We start from the raw sequence: 16869 nt of genomic DNA, 5'->3' as shown, positions 1-16869 counted from the left end.
TCCCTGGCTCAAGGCTGCCAGAGCCCTGTGACAGGTTCGATGCGGCGGCTGTCGGGCGTACCTGCTGGGACGCGGTCAGCGCGTTTCCGGCCGAATGACCTTGGTGCGCAGGACCGACTCGTTGAGCCGCAGCTGGCGGTCCAGCTCGGCGACGGCGTCCGGATCTGCCTGCAGGTCGATGACGGCGTAGATGCCTTCCGCCTTCTTGTTGATCTCGAAGGAGAGGCGGCGACGGCCCCAGACGTCGAGTTTCTCGACTGAGCCACCAGCGGTCCGGATCACGTTCAGGTACGTGTCGAGCGAGGGCGCGACCGTGCGCTCCTCGAGGCTGGGATCGAGAATCACCATGATCTCGTAATGACGCAAGACGTACTCACCTCCTGTGGGCTTGGCGGCCACGGTCCTTCCGTGGCAGGAGGTCCAGCGTCGTGGCGCGGGCGGCAGATCAGGTGACCTGGCGACTGCGCAACCGGACAAGGATAGCTGGTCGTCGGCGACGAACATCGGTCCACCCCGGCCGCTGGCAGTCGGGGCGTCACCGGCTGCGGCCGGTGGCACGGGATGCACGAGCCGCGGGGCGCCCTGTCCGCATTCTTTGGGTGGGACCTGGGGAGGAACGACCACACCGACGAGGTTGGACGAGAAGCGCCCCGCGGAGCCTGTGCAGTTGTCCGGCAGAGCCGGCCATCAGGGCAGATGTCGTGCCTTCTGCCTGTGTTGCACGATAATAACCCTGATCGCAGCTACAGACGTGCCAATCACCGTAATTAACGCGACAAGCGCTAAAAGTCCGATTGGCTGTTCATGACCCGACAGATCGGCAAGCCACGAGTCGGCGTGTCCGAGGCTGAAGGACAGCTGCGTCGACATGGTCTCTCCTGCCCGGACGGCGGGCCGGCACGCCAACCGAGGGCTCGGTCGGGCCGGACGTCCACCAGGACCAACGACCGCACACCGTCGGCGGTGACGCCAGCCGGCGCGCGACGACGGTCGGCCCGGCCACGTAGGCTCGCCCCCATGCGTATCGGAGCCCACGTCGACCCCACCGACCCGCTCGCCGAGGCCACCGACCGGCACGCCGACGCCGTCCAGTTCTTCCTGGCCGATCCGCAGGGCTGGCAGGCCCCGACGCCGCGGACCGACGCGGACCGGCTGCGCGAGTCCGGCGTCGACGTCTACGTCCACGCGCCGTACGTCGTCAACGTCGCCACCTCCAACAACCGGATCCGGATTCCGAGTCGCAAGCTGCTGGTGAGCCACGCCGCCCGCGCTCGCGAGATCGGCGCCAAGGGCCTCATCGTGCACGGTGGACACGTCAACCGTGGCGACGACCCGGCGGTGGGCTTCGCCAACTGGCGCAAGACCTTCGCCTACGCCGAGGAGCAGGGCGGATTCCCACTCCCGGTGTTGATCGAGAACACCGCTGGTGGCGACAACGCCTGTGCCCGCCGGTTCGAATCGCTCGCCCGGCTGTGGGATGCCATCGGCGAGTTCGACCCCGGCTTCTGCCTCGACACCTGCCACGCCCATGCTGCCGGCGAGGACCTTGTCGGCATCGTCGACCGAATCAAGGCGATCACCGGCCGGATCGACCTGATCCACGCCAACGGTTCGAAGGACGGCTTCGACAGCGGCCGGGACCGGCACGAGAACCTCCAGGCCGGGTCGATCGACCCGGAGCTCATCGTCGCGGCGGTCCGCGCTGCCGACGCACCGGTGATCGTCGAGACCCCAGGCGGGGCCGAGGGCCAGTCAGCCGACATCGACTACCTCCGGCACCGCCTGGGTCAGCAGGACCCGCCGCGATGACCGACGAGAACCCCACGGCCGCTCCCGACCAGCCGACCAAGGCCGACAAGCCGGCTGAGACCGACAAGCCGGCTGAGACCGACAAGCCGGCTGAGACCGACAAGCCGGCTGAGACCGACAAGCCGGCTGAGACCGACAAGCCGGCTGAGACCGACAAGCCGGCTGAGACCGACAAGCCGGCTGAGACCGACAAGCCGGCTGAGACCGACAAGCCGGCTGAGACCGACAAGCCGGCTGAGACCGACAAGCCGGCTGAGACCGACAAGCCAGCTGAGCCGGCTGACCCGTTCGTGTCCTTCGCGCCGGAGCCGGAACGTCAGCCCGGTCGGCTTCGTCGCGCGGGTCGGGCCGTCGCCCGGGTGCTGGTCCACGAGTGGACCCTGGCCACCGTGTCGGCCCTCGTCGTCGCCGTGGTGATGACCTGGCCGACCCTGCGCTACCCGCTGTACACGATCCCGCAGGACACCTTCGATCCGACCCTGCAGGCCTGGCAGATGGCCTGGTCCGGGCACATCCTGCTGACCGACCCCACCCAACTGTGGCGGTCGAACACGTTCTATCCCGAGCCGTGGAGTTTCGCATTCTCCGACACGCTCCTCGGCTACGCCCCGGCCGGGATGATCGGGGACGGACCCGTCGCGGCCGTCCTCCGCTACAACATCATCTTCGTGCTCGCCCACGCGCTGGCGACGCTCGGCGCGTACGCGCTGATCCGGCAACTGGGTGCCGGACGTACCGCAGCGGCGGTCGGCGGTGCCGCGTACGCGTACGCACCGTGGCTGCTGGCCCAGGCCGGCCACCTGCACATCGTCTCCAACGGCGGGATCCCGCTGGCGCTGGCCATGCTGGCCCGGGGTCATGGCTGGTCGCTGCGGTACGGCTACCGCCCGCAGCGGCGCAGCATCGGTTGGGCGCTGGCCGGCTGGCTGACCGCGGCCTGGCAGATCAGTCTCGGCTTCGGCATCGGGCTGCCGTTCATCTACATCCTGGCGGTCGTCTGCCTGGTCTCCCTGACCATGTACGTCGTCCGGCGCGCCTGGTTCTGGCGGCCCCGCCGGCCGTTCGGTGCCGTCCTGCTGTTGACCGATCTTGCCGGCGGTGCCCTGTTCGCCGCGGTCGGCGTACTGCTGGCGATCCCGTACTTCCGGGTCGCCGAGCTGCACCCCGACGCCGCGCGCACCCTCGACGACCTGGCCGCATACTCGCCGCCGCTGGTGGGCTTCTTCACCGCGCCGCAGGAGTCGCTGCTGTGGGGTGACCGGCACGCCGACGCCCGCGCCACCATGCCCTGGCATCCGGAGATGACGCTGCTGCCCGGGTTCGTGCTGTACGCGCTGGCCCTGGCCGGGCTGGTCTTCTCCATCTGGACGCTGCGGCAGCGCCTGCTGCTGCTCGCCGGAGTGCTGCTCAGCGGCATCCTCGCGATGGGCACCGAGTTCTTCGGCGGCGCCTACACGTACGGTCTGCTGTTCGAGTATCTGCCGGGTTGGGACGGGATCCGTACCCCGGGCCGGATGATGCTGTGGACGACGCTGCTGTTGGCGATCCTCGCCGCCGGCGCCGTCGGGGCGTTCGTCCGCCGGGTCGACGACATCGCCCGGCAGCGGGTCACCGGGCGCCCCGGCGGGTGGTTGCGGCTGGCCACGCTGCTACCGCTGCTGCTGGTCCTGGTCGAGGGACTCAACACCACCCCGCATCCGGAGGTGCCCGAACAGCCGCAGATCATGCGGGTCGACGAAGGCCCGATCCTGGTGCTGCCCAGCGGCCAGAACCTCGACCAGCACGTGATGCTCTGGTCGACGACCCGGTTCCAGCCGGTGGTCAACGGCGGCAGCGGCTTCACCCCTGACCGGCTCGCCGAGGTACGCGAGTTGACCCGGACCTTCCCCGACCAGGCCAGCATCTCCTACCTGCGGGAGCTCGGGGTACGGACGGTGGTGCTGCGCCGTGACCGGGTCGCCGGCACGCCGTGGCAGACCACGATCGACCTACCGGTTGACGGGCTCGGCATCGAGCGCGCCGACATCGGCGACACGGTCGTCTTCCGGCTGTGACGGTGCGCGTGCCCCGGCACCTGGGCCGCCGGAGCCGAACCAGCGGCGCAGCGAACTGATCCAGGCCGCGTCGGTCGCACCGTCGAACACCCCGCCGTCGGGGTCGTCGAGGTAGTTGCCGCGTACCACGTCACGCTCCGGGGCGAGAATGTCACGGATGATGAACACGCACAGCGCCACCACGGTGGCCAGCCGCAGGGTGGCGGCCAGCACGAAGACCCCTTCGGGGATCACCGGGCTGCCGTTGGTGGCACCGAGGAGCTGGCCGTAGAAGGCGAAGAAATAGCCGACCTCGGCGGCCTGCCAGGCCAGGAACGCGCCCCAGCGGGGCCGGGCCAGCACGATCAGCGGCAGCAGCCAGAGGGTGAACTGCTGGGACCACACCTTGCTGAAGATCAGGAACGCGGCGACGACCAGGAAGGCCAGCGCGGCGAGCCGGGGCCGGCGCGGGGCGAGCAGCGCCAGCGCTCCGACGCCGACGCAGGCCAGGCCGAACAGGACGTACGACAGGGTGTTGAGGGTCGGGATGTTCGCGCTGAGCCACTGGAACGGGCCCTGGTCGCCGGGTGCGCCGGCGGCCCACTTGCCGTCGAGGTAGCGCCCGATGTACCAGAGCGTTCCCCAGTCGATCGGCCGCTCCGAGTTGAGCTCGAAGAACCGCCGCCAGCCGTCGTTGGCCCAGAGGTAGACGGGCAGGTTGACGGCGACGACGGTGGCCACCGCCACGGCGATCGCCGTGGCCGTCGCCCGGATCCGGGCCGACCGCAGGCCGAGCACCAGGATCGGTCCGAGCAGGAACAGCGGCCACATCTTGGCGGCGCCGCCGATGCCGAGCAGGATGCCGGCGAGCACCGGGCGTTTCCTGGCCCAGGCGTAGAGGCCGAACGCGGCGAAGGCGATCGGCAGCATGTCCCAGTTGACGGTGGCGGTCAGCACCAGGGCCGGGGCGAGCGCGAACATGGCGGCGTCCCATGGTCGGCGGCGGCGCAGCGCCAGGATCGTCGCCACCGCCGCCACCGCGAGCGCGCAGAGCACCAACGCGTTGGCGTTGTAGAACCACATCGCCTGGTTGAGGTCGGGCCGGTCGGCACCGAGCGCGTGCACCGGCAGACCGAGTACGCCCATGAAGTAGCCGGTCACCACCGGGTACTCGACGGGGTGGTCCAGGTAGGGGACCTTGCCTTCGTTGAGCCCTTCGGCGTAGTAGAGGGCGAGGACGTCGGTGTAGCAGAACCGGGTGTACTGGACGTTGCTGTGCCAGCCTCCGTCCATGCAGGGCGATTTCTGCACCCAGTGCGCCGCCAGGCTGAGGCAGATCAGCGCCAGCACCACCCGGGCGGCGGTCCAGAACCGTCCGGTACGGGCGGCGACCACGTCCTGCCCGGCCGCGTGCCGGCCGAGTGGGCCACCGATGGCCTCGGAGAGGCCGCGGACGAAGCCGTCGGCCCGGGACGGGTAGTCGACCGGTGCCGCGTCCGGATCGACGCCGGTGCCGGTGCCGGGCTGCCCGACTGGCTCGTCGCGCTGAGCTTCATCGATGCTGTTCGGTGGCTGCACGCTCATGAACAGGAATCCTGCCGTACCCGACTGCCTTTCGTCTGCCCGCGTCCGGCATGTCGTCGTGACCGGCTCAGACACCGGTGGCCGGCGGCCAGGTCGACCTGACCTGGCCGCCGGCCACCGGTGCTGGTGCGGGGCCCGTGCGGGCGTCGTCAGCCGGTCGGGGTCGGCAGCGTCGTCACGCCGCCGCCACCGCCACCGAAGTTGAATCCGGTGCCGTCGCCGCCGCCGTCCTGCCCTCCGCTGTTGGGATCGGTGCCGTCACCGTTGTCACCGTTGCCCTGGCCGCCGTTGTTGCCCTGGCCACCGTTGTTGCCCTGGCCGTTGGCCGGCGGGGTGCCGTCGGGGCAGAAGATGACGCCCAACGGCCCGTCACAGACGCCGCCCCGGCCCGGCTCCGGTGTCGGTGGGGCCGGCGACTTGCCGTTGCCGGCGTCGACGCTGCCGATCTGCCGGGCCGCCGGGAAGCGCTCCAGGTCCATGCCCTTGTGCGCCTCGTTCATGAACCGCTGCCAGATGGTGGCGGGCAGCCCGCTACCGCCGATCTTGTTGTTGTTCTTGTCGCGGATCGCCTTGCGGTCTCCGACGTTGCCGACCCAGACGGCGGCGGCGATCTGCGGGGTGTAGCCGACCATCCAGGCGTCACCGTTCTCGCCGCTGGATTCGTCGAGCTCCCAGGTACCGGTCTTGCCGGCGACGGCCCGCCCGCCGCTGAGATCCTTGTTGATGTTGTCGGGGATCTTGGTCAGTACGTCGGTGAGGTCCGCGACGACCTCCTGCCGGATCCGCTGCTCCGGCTTGAGCTGCTCGCCACCGACGTTGAGCCACTCGCCGGTGGTGAGGTTCTTCTGCTCGACCGAGACCACGAAGTGGGCCTTGTTGTAGACACCCCGGTTGGCCAGGGTGGCCACCCCGTTGGCGTGGTCGAGCACCGTCACGGGGTACTGCCCGTACCCGACGACGTTGAAGAACGGCGACGGCGCGACCTCCTTGGGGTCGACGCTCGTCAGGTCGTAGGGCTTGTTGTCGGCGGTGTTCCACATCGTGTTGATGCCGGCGGCCTTGGCCATGCCGACGACCTTGTCCGCGCCGATCTGCTCCGTGACGTGGTAGAACGGCACGTTGTACGACTGGACGGTGGACTCTTCGAGCGTGCAGTACTCACCGCAGCTGGCGTTGCGGCCGGCGTTCTGCACCTCGATCTCGGTGCCCTCGACCTTGAACGGCTTGGCGGTCCACCGCGAGTCGACCGAGATGTCGTTGTCCAGCGCGGCGGCCAGGGTGTAGATCTTGAACGTCGAGCCGGGCGAGTGACCGCCGGTCCACTGGCCGTTCTCGTAGTTGCGCCCGGCGTAGTCGTGGCCGGTGCCGTTGTCGCCGCCGAAGTAGGCGAGCACCCGGCCGGTGCTGGGCTCGATCGCGACCATCGCCGCCATCAGGTTCTCCGGCTGGCCGTCCATCGCCGAGCCCTCGGCCTGCCGCCAGATGGCCTTCTCCAGCGCGTCCTGCATCTTCGGGTCGATCGTCGTCGTGATCTTGTAACCGCCCTGCCGGAGCTCGGCGGAACAGGTGTCCGGGGTGCAGATGCCCAGCTGCACCATCTCGTCCCGGACATAGTTGATCACGTTGCCTTCCGGCGTGTTGATCCCACAGTCGATGATGCAGCTGTTCGGGTCGACCACCTTGACCTCGGGGTACTCGGTCGGTCGTTCGGCAGCTGGCAGCCAGCCCTTCTCCACCATGCCGTCGAGCACGTAGCCCCAACGCCCCTGGGCCTCGGCCTCGTTGACCGCCGGGTCGAAGCCCTGGTGACCGGTGGTGGCGTCCGGCTCGGGCTGCTTGATCACGGCGGCGATCACCGCACCTTCGGCGACCGACAGGTCGGCGACCGACTTGCCGAAGTACTGCTGGGCGGCGGCCTCGATGCCGTACGCGCCCCGGCCGAAGTAGATGGTGTTCAGGTAGAACCCCATGATCTCGTGCTTTTCGTACTTGTCGTTCAGCTTCGAGGCGAGCACCGCCTCACGGACCTTCCGCGCGTAGGAGACCTCCTGCAGGTCCATCGCGTTACGCGCGTACTGCTGGGTGATCGTGGAGGCACCCTGCCGGCTGCCGCCGGTGAAGTTGTTCCACGCGGCGCGGGCGATGCCGACGTAGTCGATGCCGGAGTGGTCGTAGAACTTGCGGTCCTCGGCCGAGGCGACCGCCTGCTGCACGTGCTCCGGGATCTGCTCCACCGGCACGAAGACCCGGTTGAACTCGCCGAGCTTGGCGATGCGGGTGTTGCCGTCGTTGGCGTAGATCGAACTGGCCAACGGCAACGGCAGCTCCTCCGGCAGGGCCACCGTGGTCGTGTAGTAGGTCCCACCGACCACCGCGCCACCGGTGAGCATGATCAGGATGGCGAAGGAGGCGATCAGCAGGTTGATCCGCCGCCGCTGCTTGGCCTTCTTGATCGCGGCGGGATCGTTGCGGCCGCCACGGCCGCGCCGACCCGGTCCGCCGGGACCACCCGGTCCGCCGGGACCACCCGGTCCGCCGGGTCCGCCGGGCCCACCCGGCCCGTCCGGGCCGCCGGGACCGCCGCCGAATCCGCCGGCAGGCGAGACCGGGCGTACGCTGGCCCGCCCGACCGTCGCCCGGCCGACTCCGGCGCGGCCGGCGCTGCCACCGACGGACGCGCTGCCGCTGACCGGGGCCACCCCACCGACCGAGGCGCGGCCACCGCTGACCGGGGCCACGCCGCCGACCGAGGCGCGGCCCGCCGAACCACCGACCGAGGCCCGACCCGCCGAGGCCCGACCCGCCGGGGCGCTGCCACCGACCGAGGCCCGGCCGCCGCTGACCGGGGCGCTGCCACCGACCGAGGCCCGGCCGCCGCTGACCGGGGCGCTGCCACCGACCGAGGCGCGGCCGGCCGTACCCGGCCCGGCGGGGGCGTCGCCGCCGTGCCATCCGGCGTCCGCGTCGGCCCGCCGGGCGCGGGAACGTGCCTGTCCGGCATCGTCCGGGCCGTGGCTCCAGCGGTGGTCATCCGGCTCTGATCCGTATCCGCCGCCGGTGCCTGATCCATAGGCACGCCCGGAGGCGGAGTGGGGTTCGCCGTACGAGTTCATGTGTCACACCCTGCCGGTTGCGGTGATGCGCGGCTGCGACACCACCGGTCTGCCGTGAGTTGGCCCACTGCCGGCACCGCAGCGGCACCAGCAGCCGAAAGCCACTTCATCAGAAATATCGTGACTTGTCCGGTTAACCATTTACATTGCCCTGCCCACTCTCTGGTGCCTACGCAGCGGCCGGGCAAGGTGGTTCATCGGTCGGTCTCTCGCCTTCGTTGGCCCATCGACATGCCGCCGGCCACCGCCAGCGCCGCGCCGGCCGGCGAACCACTGTCGCCAGCGCCGAGCCCGTCCCGGCCGAGCAGGTACTGCTCGACCAGATGGTTCCAGTTGCACAGGCGGCACACCTCGACGACGTACACCTGGAACTCACGCAGCGTCATCGCGAGCAGGGAGAGCTCGGCCCGGTTGCGGGCCTGCCCGGCGGACTGCTTCAGCTCGTCGCCGTAGATGTAGTGCACGTGGATGAGGTTCTCACGGCGGCAGATCGGGCAGCGCTGGTCGGTCGGCTCGCCGTGGAACCGGGCGGCGTTCTTCAGGTACGGCGAGGCGTCACAGACCTCGTAGGCGCCGACCCGGCCGGAGTGGACCTCGCGCAGCACTGCTCGCCGCTGGAGCGAGTAGTCGACGATCTGCCGCTGCGAACGCATGGCCCCGAGGGTACGCGGTCCAGGTTGACATTGGCGACTGCCGTCACGATCAGTAGTCGTACGGGTGCTCAGGAACAGTTTGCCCGTTGTCGGAATCCCGTCTACCGTGACGATGTATCGGTGCGATACATCGAGCCGGTGAACCGGAGAAGACGACCTGGTGGGAGGGGTGCGGCGTGCTGGAACTCGCCATCCTCGGCCTGCTCCAGGAGTCTCCGATGCACGGCTACGAGCTCCGCAAGGAGCTCGCCGCCAAGCTCGGTGCGATCCGCGCCGCGATCAGCTACGGGTCGCTCTACCCCACCCTGCGCCGGCTGCAGACCAACGGACTCATCGCCGAGGCCGACGAGCCGCCCGGCACCGAGGCGGGGATCCCCGCGCTGACCAGCCGCCGCGGCCGGGTCGTCTACACCATCACCGCCGAGGGCAAGGAGCGGTTCGCCGAACTGATCGCCCAGACCGGCCCGGAAACCTACGAGGACACCGGGTTCGGCGTGCACTTCGCCTTCTTCTCCCGGACCGACCGGGCCACCCGGCTGCGGATCCTGGAGGGCCGGCGACGCAAGATCGAGGAACGTAGGGAAGGTCTCCGCGACGTGCTCGGCCGCGCCGCCGAACGCCTCGACGCGTACACCCTCGAACTCCAACGGCACGGCCTCGACGCCTGTGAACGCGAGGTGCGGTGGCTGGAGGAGCTGATCGCCAACGAGCGGTCCGGTCGGGCCCCACGCACCGGCCACCACGAACCCACGAAATCCGAACCCGCAGCAAGCGAACCGCCTCCGCCTGGACCGACCAGGGAAGCTCCGCCCGGACAACCCGGAGACGAGCAGGAGCGGCTGTGACGAACAAGAAGGAGGCAAACGCGATGGGCTCCGTCCGCGTCGCCATCGTCGGTGTCGGAAACTGCGCCTCGTCCCTGGTCCAGGGCGTGGAGTACTACCGCGGCGCCGACCCCACCGACCGCGTCCCGGGTCTCATGCACGTCACCTTCGGCGACTACCACGTCTCGGACGTGGAGTTCGTCGCGGCGTTCGACGTGGACGCCAAGAAGGTCGGCATGGACCTCGCCGAGGCGATCAACGCCAGCGAGAACAACACGATCAGCTTCTGCGACGTACCCCCCACCGGGGTGCTGGTGCAGCGCGGCCCCACCTTCGACGGGGTCGGCGAGTACTACCAGGAGATGATCCAGGAATCCGACCAGCAGCCGGTGGACGTCGCCCAGGCCCTGCGGGACGCCCGCGCCGAGGTCGTCGTCTGCTACCTGCCGGTCGGCTCCGAGCAGGCCGCCCGGTACTACGCCCAGGCCGCCATCGACGCCGGCTGTGCGTTCGTCAACGCCCTGCCGGTCTTCATCGCCTCGGACCCGACCTGGGCGCAGAAGTTCACCGACGCCGGGCTGCCGATCGTCGGCGACGACATCAAGAGCCAGGTCGGCGCGACCATCGTGCACCGTGCCCTGGCCAAGCTCTTCGAGGACCGCGGCGTCGAGCTGCTGCGGACCTACCAGCTCAACTTCGGCGGCAACATGGACTTCATGAACATGTTGGAGCGCACCCGGCTGGTCTCCAAGAAGATCTCCAAGACCCAGTCGGTCACCTCCCAGGTGCCCCACGAGATGGCCAAGAGCGACGTACACATCGGGCCGTCCGACCACGTGCCGTGGCTCGACGACCGCAAGTGGGCGTACATCCGGCTGGAAGGTCGTTCCTTCGGCGACACGCCGCTCAACGCCGAGCTCAAGCTGGAGGTCTGGGACTCGCCCAACTCCGCCGGTGTGATCATCGACGCGCTGCGCGCCGCGAAGATCGCCCTGGACCGCGGCGTCGGCGGCCCGATCCTCTCGGCCTCCTCCTACTTCATGAAGTCGCCGCCGGAGCAGTACGCCGACCACGACGCACGGCAGGCCGTCGAGGACTTCATCGCCAACAAGATCGAGCGCTGAGCCGACCTGATCGGGCGCTGAGCCGATCCGACCGGGCGTCGAGCCACCGCTTGCCGCCGACACCGCGTGGGGCGGTCCGCCATGACCTGGTGGACCGCCCCACGCGCGTACCGCCCGACCGCACCGGGCCGCAGTGGATCAGCTCCACTCCTGACGGAACGCCACCCCGGCCTCCAACTCCAGCAGGTGGCGTTTGCGGGGCAGCCCGCCACCGAAGCCGACCAGCTTGCCGCCGGCGCCGACGATCCGGTGGCAGGGCACGATCACCGGGATCGGGTTGCGGTTGCAGGCCACCCCGACCGCCCGCGCCGCGAGCGGGTCGCCCAACGCGGCGGCGACCTCGCCGTACGTCTCGGTCTGCCCGTACGGGATCCCGGTCATCCTTCGCCACACCGCCCGTTCGAACGCGGAGCCCTGCCGCACCGACAGCGGCACGGTGAATCCGGTCAGCTCGCCGGCGAAGTAGCCGCGTAGTTCGGCCAGGGCCGCCCGTAGCGCCGGGTCCGGTTCCGTGGCCTGCACCACCGCGTCGACCCGGCCGAACCGCACCCCGCAGACACCGACGTCGTCGACTGCCACCGACAGGTCACCGATCGGGGACTCCAGCACCGCCCATCGCATCCGCCGATTATCCGCCGGGCGTCCGCGGCACCGTGGCCGCACCGTCCGACGCCGGGGCCGGTGGCACCGGCGCCGACATGAACAGGGCCACCTCGTCGTCGTACGGCGGCAGGTAGCGGGTGGTGTCGATGCCGGTCAGGGTGAACCCGAGCCGACGGTAGGCGCGTACCGCCCCGACGTTGACGTTCTGGGTCTCCAACCAGATCTCCCGGGCACCGTTGTCCCGGGCGGTGACGCGCACGATCCCGAGCAGTTCCCGGGCCAGACCCCGACGTCGGTACGCCGGTGCCACGTGCAACTCGTTGAGCACCTGCCGGCCGTTCCACCGCTCGTACGTCGTCGCCACGAACCCGACCGGCGCGGCGTCGACGACCGCCACCGCGTACAGGTCCCACGGTCGGCTGCCGACGGTGACGCCCTCGGTCAGGTCGTACCGCTTACGCAGCGCAGGGGCGACCGGCACCTCGCGCAGCACGAACCCGCCGTCATCCACTGTGACCTGGTAGACCAGCTCGGTGGAGTAGGAGGTGTCGAGGAGTCGCAGCGCCGCCAGCTCGGTCGCGCCGAGCAGGCTGCGAATCCTGATCTCCACCGACGCATCGTCGCACGCGGACGACCCCGGACCGGATGTCGCGGGTACGTGGCCCGCGTCCCGGTCCACGCACAAACTACTCCTGATTGCCCTATATCACTACTTTTCGCACGGTACCTTCTGGTGGTGACCCAGACAATCGACATCTACCGGTCTGCGGTGCGTCCGGTCGTTCCCTCGCCCACCCGGTTCACCGCGTACCAGAAGTTGCTCTTTCGAGGCGTCCACCTCGCCGGACGCAGCCTGCTGGACATCGGCGGCGGCAACGGCGTGATGAGCTTCTACGCGGCGGCCCGGGGTGCCGGCCCCGTCGTCTGCCTGGAGCCGGCCGCAGCCGGATCGAACGTCGCCATGGAGCGCCAGTACCGGCTGATGGCAGCGGAACTGGGCACCCGGGTGGACGTCGAGCTCCGTCACGAGCGGTTCCAGGATCTCGGGCCCGGTGACCGGAAGTTCGACATCGTCCTGATCCACAACGCCATCAACCACCTGGACGAGGAGGCGTGTGCGGCGCTTCCCGCGTCCGCCGCCGCGCGCAGCTACGAGCAGGTGTTCCGCAAACTGGCAGACCTGATGACGGACGACGGTGATCTGATCGTCACGGACTGCGCCCGACGGAACCTCTGGGGAGATCTCCAGCTGCCCAACGTCTTCGCCCCCAGCATCGACTGGCGCATCCACCAGCAGCCCGACGTCTGGGCCGGCCTGATGCGCAGGGCGGGCTTCCAGACGATCCGGGTGCGCTGGGACTCACCGAGCAGACTGCGCGGACTCGGTCAGCTCGTGCTCGGCAACCGGGTCGGTGGCTACCTCACCAACAGCCACTTCATCATCTCGGCGAAGCGTGCGGCCTGACTCCCGGCCGCTGCGCCGCAATCTGGTCAGCGGCCTGTACGGCAACGGCCTCTACGCGGCCGCCCAGATGGGCATCGTCGCCGTGCTCGCACGGACGACGTCCACCGAGGCGGTCGGCCAGTTCATGCTGGCACTGGCCATCTGCGGCCCGATCTTCGCCCTCAGCACCCTGAAACTGCGCCAGATCCAGGCCACCGACCTCGCCCAGCAGTTCAGCTTCGGGCACTACCTCGCCCTCCGATTGATCACCGGGCTACTGGCCGCCGTCGCCGTCGTGGTCGCCGCCGGCGCACTCCCGCTGTCGCCCCAGGGCGCCCTCGTCCTCACGGCGGTCGCCGTGGGCAAGGGCGGCGAATCGATCATCGATGTCTGCTACGGCGCGATCCAGCAACGCGAACAGCTCCAGCTCGTCGCCCGGTCCCTGACCGTCCGCGCCGTCGGGGGTCTGCTGCTGTTCACCGTCGTCGTGGTCACGACGCGCCGGGTCGAACTCGCCGCCGGCGCTGCGGCGCTGCTCACCATCGCGCAGAGCGCCGTGGAGATCGCCCGCGTACGCGCCCTCGGGTTCGACGTCCGGCCCCGCTTCGACCGTCGGCTGCTGTGGCGACTCGCAGCCATCGCCATCCCGCTCGGCATCGCCATGGCGCTGGCGTCACTGCTGGTCAACGTACCCAGGTACGTCCTTACCGGCACCCACGGCACCGAGGCGGTCGGCATCTTCGCGGCGCTGGCGTACCTGACGGTCACCGGTAGCACGGTGGTCGGCGCCCTGGCGCTCGCGGTGAGCCCACGCCTGGCCAGCCACCGCAACGAAGGCCACGTGCGTGCCTTCCACCGGCTGCTCTGGTCTGCGGTCGGGCTCGGTGCGGCGCTGGGCCTCGCCGGAGTGCTCGCCGTCGTGGTCGTCGGGCGGCCCGCCCTGGAGATCTTCTACGGCCCCGAATACGGGCGGCACACGGATGTGCTTCTCGTGCTGATGGTCGCCGGGACCATCGGCTACGCGACGGTCTTCGTCGGCACCGCGCTCGACGCGATCCGGGTCTTCCGGGTGCAGTTGCCGATCCATCTCGTCGCCGTCGCCGCCGTCGTGGTCACGTCGTTTCTCGCCGTACCACGGATGGGGATGATGGGCGCCGCCGTCGCGGTCCTCGTCGGCGCACTCGTCAAGGGCCTGCAGCAGGCCGTTGCCTATCTCCGGATCGTCGTACCCGCTCTCCGGACCGTCGTACCCGCGCCGCCGGGCGACGCGCACGCGACGACTCGGACACCTGCGGTGCACCCGCCCACCCGGCAGACCGCCGCGTCGGGGGCCCCCGACCGCCACCCCGCGCTCACCTCGGCAGGGCCGCACAGTCGCGGGGGTGCGGGACCCGGAGCGGAAACCCGTACGCGGTGAGCAGCGGGGCACACATGGCGTTCACCAGCCAGCGGTGCCGCGACGGAAGCGAGGCGCGCCACGCGTCGTCCCGGCGCAGGCTGACCCGCCCGGTCGCGAACCGCATCGGATTCCCCGAAGGATTGTGTACGGTACCCAGCTCGGCGTGCTCGCGGGTCAGGTAGGACAGCGCGGCGTCGGTGGCGTCGATGCCGGCGTAGCTGGCCACATCGCCCACGACCCGACGGGGGTCGTTCAGGAACTCCTCGTACCGGATCCGCGTCACCGGCACGCAACGCGGACCACCACCGGTTCCCCTTCCGACGTCCGTGCCCGGCAATCGACCAAGCAGGTCGAACGCTCCGTTGAACAGGTTCCATTCGAGGGCGGTGCGGGCCGGCGGGTAGCGCATCATGGTCGCCGCACTCGGCGAACCCGGCAGGCGTGGCACCCGCTTGGTGAGCGAGTGGGCGACGCCCCGGGGGTCGCGAACCAGGTGGACGACCCGCAGGTCGAGGTCGGGTGCCCACCGGAGAGTCAGGGCGAGCATCGCGGACTTGGACGAGTCGACGACGGTTCGCGCGCCGGTGAGCGCGGCTGCGGCGGCGTACACGCGCGTGTAGTAGCTGGCGTACTCCTCGACCACGGCCGCCCATCCGGTGGTCAGCTTCGGGCGCGCCAGCAGCGGGAGGTGCCGGACACGTTCGACGGTACGTTTGAGGCTCGTCACCCGGTGCGGGTCCACCTTCTGCCAGCCGCCGAACGCCTGCTCGCCGACCGCCTGCCAGAACTCGCACGCGGAGAACCGACAGCCGCAGCCGCACTGCTCGTCGTCCCGTAGGCCACGGCGCCACAGGTTGCCGACCTCGCCCACCGCGCAGGTGTCCGGCAGTTCACCAAGGACCCGCTCAAGGAGGGTACTTCCACTCCTACTGATGCCGCCGATGAAGAGCACGCGCATGTCCGTCCTCACCTTCTTCGATCGAGTTTCCGGGCTCGTCACACCGTGTCCAGGAGAGCCAGTCAGCTTCTCCCTGCGGGCGCAGCCACGACCAGCCCTCACCGCCGGAACGCTCAGCCGCGCTCGACACCCGCAGCCACCCCGACCACGCGAGACCAAGAAAGACCCACATTGGAAGGGACACTCGAAGGTCGGTCATCGTGTTGGCAAACAGGAACGACACGCAGATCGCAACGAGACCTCCGCGGAGAGCTCGGCCAGCCACCTCCGTGACATCTATCCGCAGCATCGGGACCAGCGCGATCACGACGAGCAGAACGAAGGCGGGAACACCGCATTCCGCCGCAATTCGAACCCAGTCGTTGTGCGTGTTGATCGCATAACCGAGCATCCGCTGCGAATAGTCGAGAAACTGCCCGTATCCAGCTCCGAAAAGCGGATCCTTCTCCACCAGGTTGAATGCGAGTTCAAGTACCCAGATCCGATGTTCGTTCTCGATGAAGGACTGGTCCCTGAACCGGAACACCTCCCGCTCGACCAGGTCGACGAAGTTCTGCCCGGCAACCAGTACGACAACCAGACCTGCAGCGAGTGCGGTCAGGCGCAGCGCGGCGCGCTCCACGGCGAGCCACAGGGCCGCCAGTCCGACGACCAGAACGATGAACGCACCACGCGACTGGGTCGCGAACAGAGCGGAGACAGGAAGGGCTGCGACCAGCAGCCACCGCACCTGCCGGGTCACGACCGAAAGGCCAGCGAGTGTCACCACGGCAATGGCCAGAGAATGCCCTCCGGCGTTTGCATTGAACCCATCGAGAATGGTACGCCCACCTCGCACTTCACCGAAGCCGTGCAGGTAGGCGGAGATGAGTACGCCGGACAGGCCGATCGCCTTCAAACAGGACAGCGCATTCGGTGAGGCCAGGGCGACGGCCAGTACCAACCCCGCGTTGAGGGCGAGTGTCAGCGCATGGTTCCTGGCCTCACTGACCTCCATGACGTTCGTCGGACCGCGCAAGAATCCGCTCGCCACCACGAGGAGAGCGAAGGACCCGACGAGTGCCGTGAGCACCCAGTGTCTCCGCAACTCGCGTCGGACGCCGAAGATGACGCCACAGAGCAGAATTGCAGTCAGAGGCTGTTGCAGGGCCACCCCGTCGATCCGGAGCGGAACCGGCCACATCAGGACGGGTATCGCCATCAGGACCGCATGTCTGGGGTAGCGCGCTACCGAGACGAAGAGCCAGGTGCCCAGAAACACCACCACGGCGATCAGAAGAACGCGCGTCACCGGATCACTCTGCGACACTCCTTGTCCCCTTACG

The 16869-nt window shown here is 69.5% G+C and carries 15 protein-coding genes; 6 read left to right on the top strand and 9 right to left on the bottom strand.

The genetic code is table 11. The features are described 5' to 3' along the window. Positions 1 to 75: 75 nt before the first annotated feature. Both rpsF and ACN28F_RS16650 read right to left on the bottom strand, forming a co-directional pair. Entirely contained in the window at positions 76 to 366 is a 291-nt protein-coding gene (rpsF, locus tag ACN28F_RS16655) for a 30S ribosomal protein S6 (protein ID WP_289210783.1), read from the bottom strand. A gap of 321 nt (positions 367 to 687) precedes the next feature. After that, complete coding sequence (locus tag ACN28F_RS16650) at positions 688 to 870, bottom strand: hypothetical protein (protein WP_289208853.1); 183 nt, start codon at positions 868 to 870, stop codon at positions 688 to 690. Positions 871 to 1017: 147 nt separating this feature from the next. On the opposite strand from ACN28F_RS16650, the gene ACN28F_RS16645 reads away from it, so the two are divergent. Further along, on the top strand, positions 1018 to 1809 hold the full coding sequence (locus tag ACN28F_RS16645) for a deoxyribonuclease IV (RefSeq protein ID WP_421358561.1): 792 nt from the start codon (positions 1018 to 1020) through the stop codon (positions 1807 to 1809). Further along, entirely contained in the window at positions 1806 to 3863 is a 2058-nt protein-coding gene (locus ACN28F_RS16640) for a hypothetical protein (protein ID WP_421358559.1), read from the top strand. The genes ACN28F_RS16645 and ACN28F_RS16640 overlap by 4 nt, the downstream gene beginning before the upstream one ends. Here ACN28F_RS16640 and ACN28F_RS16635 read toward each other — a convergent pair. From ACN28F_RS16635 to ACN28F_RS16625, 3 genes are all read right to left on the bottom strand, one after another. Next, positions 3798 to 5426, bottom strand: a complete 1629-nt coding sequence (locus ACN28F_RS16635) for a glycosyltransferase family 87 protein (RefSeq protein ID WP_289208850.1) — start codon at positions 5424 to 5426, stop codon at positions 3798 to 3800. The genes ACN28F_RS16640 and ACN28F_RS16635 overlap by 66 nt on opposite strands. A gap of 149 nt (positions 5427 to 5575) precedes the next feature. Beyond that, entirely contained in the window at positions 5576 to 8539 is a 2964-nt protein-coding gene (locus ACN28F_RS16630) for a transglycosylase domain-containing protein (protein WP_421358557.1), read from the bottom strand. 194 nt (positions 8540 to 8733) lie between these two features. Then, positions 8734 to 9192: a DUF5318 domain-containing protein gene (locus tag ACN28F_RS16625; RefSeq protein WP_289208848.1), complete on the bottom strand. Its 459-nt coding sequence runs from the start codon at positions 9190 to 9192 to the stop codon at positions 8734 to 8736. 176 nt (positions 9193 to 9368) lie between these two features. Between ACN28F_RS16625 and ACN28F_RS16620 the strand changes: the two genes are divergently transcribed. Together ACN28F_RS16620 and ACN28F_RS16615 are read left to right on the top strand one after the other, a co-directional pair. Beyond that, the gene (locus ACN28F_RS16620) at positions 9369 to 10037 is read left to right on the top strand and encodes a PadR family transcriptional regulator (protein ID WP_289208847.1); all 669 of its coding nucleotides are present in this window, start codon (positions 9369 to 9371) and stop codon (positions 10035 to 10037) included. 23 nt (positions 10038 to 10060) lie between these two features. Further along, the gene (locus tag ACN28F_RS16615) at positions 10061 to 11140 is read left to right on the top strand and encodes an inositol-3-phosphate synthase (RefSeq protein WP_289210782.1); all 1080 of its coding nucleotides are present in this window, start codon (positions 10061 to 10063) and stop codon (positions 11138 to 11140) included. 138 nt (positions 11141 to 11278) lie between these two features. Here ACN28F_RS16615 and ACN28F_RS16610 read toward each other — a convergent pair whose 3' ends face one another. Continuing rightward, positions 11279 to 11761 carry a methylated-DNA--[protein]-cysteine S-methyltransferase gene (locus ACN28F_RS16610; protein ID WP_289208846.1) on the bottom strand — a complete coding sequence of 161 codons (483 nt, stop codon included), beginning with the start codon at positions 11759 to 11761 and terminating at the stop codon, positions 11279 to 11281. Between the two features lie 7 nt (positions 11762 to 11768). Further along, positions 11769 to 12353, bottom strand: a complete 585-nt coding sequence (locus ACN28F_RS16605) for a GNAT family N-acetyltransferase (protein ID WP_289208845.1) — start codon at positions 12351 to 12353, stop codon at positions 11769 to 11771. 126 nt (positions 12354 to 12479) lie between these two features. On the opposite strand from ACN28F_RS16605, the gene ACN28F_RS16600 reads away from it, so the two are divergent. Further along, positions 12480 to 13208 carry a class I SAM-dependent methyltransferase gene (locus ACN28F_RS16600; protein ID WP_289208844.1) on the top strand — a complete coding sequence of 243 codons (729 nt, stop codon included), beginning with the start codon at positions 12480 to 12482 and terminating at the stop codon, positions 13206 to 13208. Beyond that, the gene (locus ACN28F_RS16595; protein ID WP_289208843.1) at positions 13198 to 14604 is read left to right on the top strand and encodes a lipopolysaccharide biosynthesis protein; all 1407 of its coding nucleotides are present in this window, start codon (positions 13198 to 13200) and stop codon (positions 14602 to 14604) included. Before ACN28F_RS16600 ends, ACN28F_RS16595 begins: the two co-directional genes overlap by 11 nt. On the opposite strand, the gene ACN28F_RS16590 is transcribed toward ACN28F_RS16595, so the two are convergent. Together ACN28F_RS16590 and ACN28F_RS16585 are read right to left on the bottom strand one after the other, a co-directional pair. Next, positions 14540 to 15544, bottom strand: a complete 1005-nt coding sequence (locus ACN28F_RS16590; RefSeq protein ID WP_289208842.1) for a sulfotransferase — start codon at positions 15542 to 15544, stop codon at positions 14540 to 14542. The two genes, ACN28F_RS16595 and ACN28F_RS16590, sit on opposite strands and share 65 nt — an antisense overlap. Next, positions 15513 to 16835: an O-antigen ligase family protein gene (locus tag ACN28F_RS16585; protein ID WP_289208841.1), complete on the bottom strand. Its 1323-nt coding sequence runs from the start codon at positions 16833 to 16835 to the stop codon at positions 15513 to 15515. The genes ACN28F_RS16590 and ACN28F_RS16585 overlap by 32 nt, the downstream gene beginning before the upstream one ends. Positions 16836 to 16869 lie beyond the last annotated feature (34 nt).

The organism is Solwaraspora sp. WMMA2101, from assembly GCF_049179175.1.
Lineage (GTDB): Bacteria > Actinomycetota > Actinomycetes > Mycobacteriales > Micromonosporaceae > Micromonospora_E.
This window is presented reverse-complemented; position numbering and strand designations above follow the sequence as displayed.

What these genes read in the sequence shown, in the direction of transcription:
- ACN28F_RS16650 (WP_289208853.1), bottom strand. Translation starts at nt 870, where the DNA reads ATGTCGACGCAGCTGTCCTTCAGCCTCGGACACGCCGACTCGTGGCTT.
- ACN28F_RS16645 (WP_421358561.1), top strand. Translation starts at nt 1,018, where the DNA reads ATGCGTATCGGAGCCCACGTCGACCCCACCGACCCGCTCGCCGAGGCC.
- ACN28F_RS16640 (WP_421358559.1), top strand. Translation starts at nt 1,806, where the DNA reads ATGACCGACGAGAACCCCACGGCCGCTCCCGACCAGCCGACCAAGGCC.
- ACN28F_RS16635 (WP_289208850.1), bottom strand. Translation starts at nt 5,426, where the DNA reads ATGAGCGTGCAGCCACCGAACAGCATCGATGAAGCTCAGCGCGACGAG.
- ACN28F_RS16630 (WP_421358557.1), bottom strand. Translation starts at nt 8,539, where the DNA reads ATGAACTCGTACGGCGAACCCCACTCCGCCTCCGGGCGTGCCTATGGA.
- ACN28F_RS16625 (WP_289208848.1), bottom strand. Translation starts at nt 9,192, where the DNA reads ATGCGTTCGCAGCGGCAGATCGTCGACTACTCGCTCCAGCGGCGAGCA.
- ACN28F_RS16615 (WP_289210782.1), top strand. Translation starts at nt 10,061, where the DNA reads ATGGGCTCCGTCCGCGTCGCCATCGTCGGTGTCGGAAACTGCGCCTCG.
- ACN28F_RS16610 (WP_289208846.1), bottom strand. Translation starts at nt 11,761, where the DNA reads ATGCGATGGGCGGTGCTGGAGTCCCCGATCGGTGACCTGTCGGTGGCA.
- ACN28F_RS16590 (WP_289208842.1), bottom strand. Translation starts at nt 15,544, where the DNA reads ATGCGCGTGCTCTTCATCGGCGGCATCAGTAGGAGTGGAAGTACCCTC.